The organism is Armatimonas sp. (assembly GCF_031410135.1).
GTDB lineage: Bacteria > Armatimonadota > Armatimonadia > Armatimonadales > Armatimonadaceae > Armatimonas.
Window position 1 is genome coordinate 1 of record NZ_JANNYP010000832.1, and the last position, 4,694, is coordinate 4,694.

The 4,694-nt window shown below is 59.1% G+C and carries 5 protein-coding genes; all 5 read right to left on the reverse strand.

Annotated elements, in window-relative coordinates; genetic code table 11:
- Positions 1-508: sugar transferase (locus RMO15_RS30275; protein ID WP_309722016.1), on the reverse strand; the 508-nt coding region annotated here is incomplete at its 3' end.
- Complete coding sequence (locus RMO15_RS30280; RefSeq protein WP_309722019.1) at positions 508-1,419, reverse strand: NAD-dependent epimerase/dehydratase family protein; 912 nt, start codon at positions 1,417-1,419, stop codon at positions 508-510. The genes RMO15_RS30280 and RMO15_RS30275, both read right to left, overlap by 1 nt.
- Positions 1,416-2,621, reverse strand: a complete 1,206-nt coding sequence (locus RMO15_RS30285) for a glycosyltransferase family 4 protein (RefSeq protein ID WP_309722022.1) — start codon at positions 2,619-2,621, stop codon at positions 1,416-1,418. The genes RMO15_RS30280 and RMO15_RS30285 overlap by 4 nt, the downstream gene beginning before the upstream one ends.
- Complete coding sequence (locus tag RMO15_RS30290; protein ID WP_309722025.1) at positions 2,618-3,472, reverse strand: glycosyltransferase family 2 protein; 855 nt, start codon at positions 3,470-3,472, stop codon at positions 2,618-2,620. Before RMO15_RS30290 ends, RMO15_RS30285 begins: the two co-directional genes overlap by 4 nt.
- Complete coding sequence (locus RMO15_RS30295) at positions 3,473-4,555, reverse strand: glycosyltransferase (protein WP_309722028.1); 1,083 nt, start codon at positions 4,553-4,555, stop codon at positions 3,473-3,475. It lies immediately after the preceding gene.
- Between the last annotated feature and the right edge of the window lie 139 nt (positions 4,556-4,694).

Here is a 4,694-nt window from a genome sequence, read left to right on the forward strand (position 1 = left end):
GCCCATCCAGCAGGAGCGACTGCCGCTGTAGGTACTCTGCGTCCCGCGCCACTTTCTCCGCGTCGCTCAGATTATCGCGCCCATTGACCTGCGCCCAGCCGGTGATCCCGGGGCGTAACGCCTGCACCCCAAGCGCCTCTCGCTGCGCATTGAGCTCGGTTTGGCTAGGCAGCGCCGGGCGCGGCCCCACCAGGCTCATCTCCCCCACCAGCACGTTCCAGAGCTGCGGCAGCTCATCCAGCGAGGTCTTGCGGAGCCACTTCCCCACCGGTGTGTAAGGCTCCAACCCCGAGGCGATTAGCGCCGCCGTCGGGAGATTGGGCGTATCAGTGCGCATTGAGCGAAACTTGAGCAAGACGAACTCTTTGCCACCTCTCCCGACCCGCCGCTGCCGAAAGAGCACGGGGCCGGGCGAGTCGAGCCGAACGAATAGCGCGATCACAAGCCAGAGAGGACCACTAAGCAATAGCCCGATGAGCGCCGCAATAAAATCCGCGAAGCGCTTCACTACTCCCCCCTAACCCCCGCCCGGTGGGGGGAAAACAACGTTTTTTCCTTATTGCCCCCCCGCTCGGCGGGGGTTAGGGGGGCACTACTCTTGTACACATTATCCGCCGCGAGCTTGCGCACTTGCACGACACCTTCGCGCCCTTTCAGCACCCGCGCCACCACCAGAGCCAAGGGCATGGGCAAGCACAGCGACTTCCCGCCCAGCGCCGTGACGATCTCTCGGAGTGTGTACGGTGCCGCATCGGCGATGACGAAGCGCTTCCCGGCAACGGCCATCGAGCCTGCTCGCGAGAGAGTAATCGCCGCCACTGCCGCGTTCTCGACCGCGCACAGGGTCTTCTTGTTCTTCCCATCGCCGGGAATAAAAAATCGTCCCACCTTGATCGCCGCCTCAAGTTTTGCGATATTGCCTCGGTCGCGCGGCCCGTAGACCGTCGCCAGCCGCAGGTGCACGGCAATCGCACCCACATCATCGGCCCAGCGGTCAATAAGCTTCTCCGCCGCGAGCTTCGAGGCAGCGTAGGGCGTCGCCGGTGCAGGCGGCACGTCCTCGGCAATCCCCGGTCGCGGCGTGCTCTCGCCGTAGACCGCGACCGTTGAGAAGAACACAAAGCGCGGCGGGCGCTCGGGGTTGCAGGCATCGAGGAGCTGGCCCGTAAAGCCCACATTGATCTTCTGGTAGTCGTCTTTCGTCGCCGTGGGCTGGTGTACCAGCGCAGCGCAGTGGAAGATCACGTCGGCATCAGCACAGCAGGAAAGATCGTCTACAAAGCGCACGACGCCCTCGGGAAGCTCGGCGTCGGCTCGGCGAACGAGGCCACGGACTTCACGAAAGCCCTCGTCGGCTAGTAGCGCTTCACAGAGTGCGTGGCCGACGCAGCCATTGGCTCCGGTGACGAGTGCGATCACTTATCGGTTCCCCTCCCTCCCCCGGCCCCTCCCTCCCGATAACGGGAAAGGGAGGGGAGAGTTGGGGAGATTTTGTTGTAAATGGCAAGCCACTCCGCGACACAGACCGAGCGGGAGTAGTGCTCGATCATTTTCTGGCGTCCAGCACGGCCTAGAGCCTTGCGCACATCGGGGCTCCCCTTTAATAGAAAATCTACCAGAGCATTTGTAAAAACACGACAGGAGTTTATATGGTTTACCTGTACACCACACTGTGTATCCACAAGGTCTTCCGCACCACGAATCTGGAAACAGAGTACCGGAACTTCCATACAAAGAGCTTCTTGAACGGCACAGGGTAATCCTTCTTGGAGGGAAGGGAAGACAAAGAGATTGGCGGCGGCAAGGATTGCTTTTGTATCGCGGCGGAACCCCGTAAAGTGCACTACGTTCTCCACATGAAGTTTTTGCGCTAGGGCACGCAGACTCTCCAATCCCATCCCATCTCCCACAATCACCAATCGTAATTTATCTGCCAGAGTTCCCGTCTCTTGATCTGCCATCGCCCACAGTAAAAGCTCTTGATTTTTGCGCGGCACGAGCTCCCCAATGCAAGTAAGCAGGATACCCTCTTCGGGGACGCCAAACTCGTCACGAATTGCCTGACGTTCTCCAGCCGTAACTGTCATAGGATCAAACTCATCGGTGGAGACGCCGACGCCGTGGGTGAAGTGGACGCGCTCGGGGGGCATGAGCTTCTTGGCTTCTTCAAAGTCCCACTGATTGATGGTGAGCACCGCATCGGAGAGAAAACGCCCGGCGAAGCTCTCAATAGCGCGGTAGAGCGCATTGCTAAGCTTGCCACCGAGCGGGTGGAAGTGAAAACCATGCGCCGTATACACCCGTTTTGCCCCCGTCCGCGCTATTGTGGCCGCCAAGCGACCATAAAACCCGCCGCTGGGGTTGTGGCAGTGAACGATGTCGGGCTGGAGCTTGCGAATCAGTCGAACGAGCTGAAAGAGCGCCAGCACATTCCTCGGATCGAGCGGGTTGCGCTGGATCGGGACGTGGTGCAGACCATCCGCATGCGCCGCGACATCGTCCCTGAAGCGTGTGAACTGGCAGGCAACGTGGGTCTCGTAGCCCACCGCCTTTGCGCCGTCGAGGTGTGGGAGCATGACGCGGACGATGTGATCCAGCGTGGAGATGTAGAGAAGCTTCACCGCAGAGCCTCCTGGGCAGCGGCGATCATGGCCTGCTTGTCGGCATTTCCCCGAGTCGCGAGCTTCTTCAGTGCCAGTGCGAGCCGGAAGACGAGCTTCACACCACGCTCGGAGCCGGGCCAGTACTTAGCGACATATTGCAGAGACGAGAGATGCGTGTTGGCGTACGTGCGCGGCTTCTCACTCTTCCACGACTGGCCGCCCATGTGCACAATCCGCGCCTCAGGCCAGTACATCAGCTTCCAGCCTCGCTCGTAAAGGCGACGGCAGAGGTCTACGTCTTCGTACATGAGAAAGAAGCGCTCATCGAAGCCCCCGATAAGCTCCCAGTTAGCGCGGCGCAGAAGAATGAACGCGCCGAGGACACAGGGGACGGATTCCTCCTTCGTCGGGTCAAAGTGTTTGAGGGCGTCCCAGCGCCGATACGGGAAGAAGGCTTTGGCGCACTCGGAAAATTCGGTCGGGAAATGGCGGGCGCACTCCCACTGGAGCGAGCCATCTTCAGACTCCACGCGGCACGTCATGCCGCAGGTGTAGGAATCTTGGGCGGCGAGATAGGCAATGCAGCGCTCCAGAGCGCCAGGTTCTGGAATAATTGTGTCCGGGTTGAGGAGGAGCAGAAACTCCCCCGTCGCGTGCTTCGCTGCAAGATTATTGGCCCGCGCAAACCCCATGTTCTCGTCGAGCGCGAGCAGGCAGATGGCGGGGAACTGTGCACGAATCGCCTCGACTGTACCGTCGCCGCTGGCGTTATCTGCGACGATAACCTGAGCATCGGCGGGAAGTGTGGCGAGGCACTTGAGCACATCGTCCTTGCAGCGATAGGTCACGATCACGATTGAGAGCTGCATCTACACCTTCAGCCTCCGCAGTGTTTTTTTCACTATTCCTTTGGCGAACCCGCGCGGGTTGGGAAAATTCCCGGCATGCCTTTCCCCAATAGCCAGACGTTCGACGAAGTAACGAATGGTTCGCTCTGCTTCCTGTACACGAAGATTGCCCAGCCGCTGCCGAGCACATCCCCCAATCTCTTCCCGCAGAGGATTGTAACCCGTCTCGTTTTCCTCGATGAGTCGTTCTAGCTTCGCTACCCATTCCTCAGAGTTTGCCGCCAAAAAACCATCTTTACCATCCTGAATAACTTCGGCAAATCCTCCCCAATTACTCGCCACTACGGGGCGTCCGCACAGTGCAGCCTCTTGCCACTTGATCTCACTCTTACCTCGATTAAATCGGGCCTTTTCTAACGGCGCGATCACAATCGTACAATGTTGAATAACACAGAGATAGGTTCCCCAATCCCGCAAAGGTAATTTTAAAACTCTCTCCTCAGGAAATACAGAAGACACCGTTAATGGCCCCATAAAAACCAAACTCATCGTTGGATATTTTGCAAGACATTGCTGAAGTGACTGAGCAACCTCCAAGAGGTCACGGTCGTGCGTTGGTGTTCCTGCTGCATACAGAATTTTGACATTGGCGGCCTTCAGCCATAAATTTTGATTTAGCGAAATGCCACGCGAGGAAAGCAGTTTAGAGTCATCAGCTATATTCCGAACGACAGCAATCTCTTTTGCTCCGACTTCTTCGGCGAGCTCGGCGAGGGCGTTAGTCGAGACGAGTACACCATCGGCTTGCTTGAGCATCGCGAGATGCAAGTGCGCAAGTGGCCCCTCTTCCCAGACTAAATCATCCGCGCCATAGATTAGGGTTGCCCCACTCTTTCGGACGGCATCCGCAAGCGCCTGGCCTTCTTGATTGGCGCAGATGCGGTGCAGCACCACAATATCGTGCTCCAGACGAATCACGGGGTCGTAGATCGTGGCGACATCGGCGCTGTGCCCCGCCGACTTCAGCGCTTCAGCCAGATGCGTGCAGCGGTAGCGGGTGACGGCTCCGTCAAGCGGGTCGCAGGAGATAAACAGAACGCGCATCTACCCTCCTCCCCCCTGCCCCCTCCTCCCAATCCTGGGTGGTGGGGGGGTATTTTTCGTGCTCCCCTCCCCCAGCCCGCCTCCGCAGGGTTGGGAGGAGGGGCTGGGGGAGGAGGGCCACCCCGCCTCACACCGACAC

Excerpts from the sequence above, each read along its gene's own strand:
- RMO15_RS30290 (WP_309722025.1), bottom strand. The coding sequence starts at position 3,472 with ATGCAGCTCTCAATCGTGATCGTGACCTATCGCTGCAAGGACGATGTG.
- RMO15_RS30295 (WP_309722028.1), bottom strand. The coding sequence starts at position 4,555 with ATGCGCGTTCTGTTTATCTCCTGCGACCCGCTTGACGGAGCCGTCACC.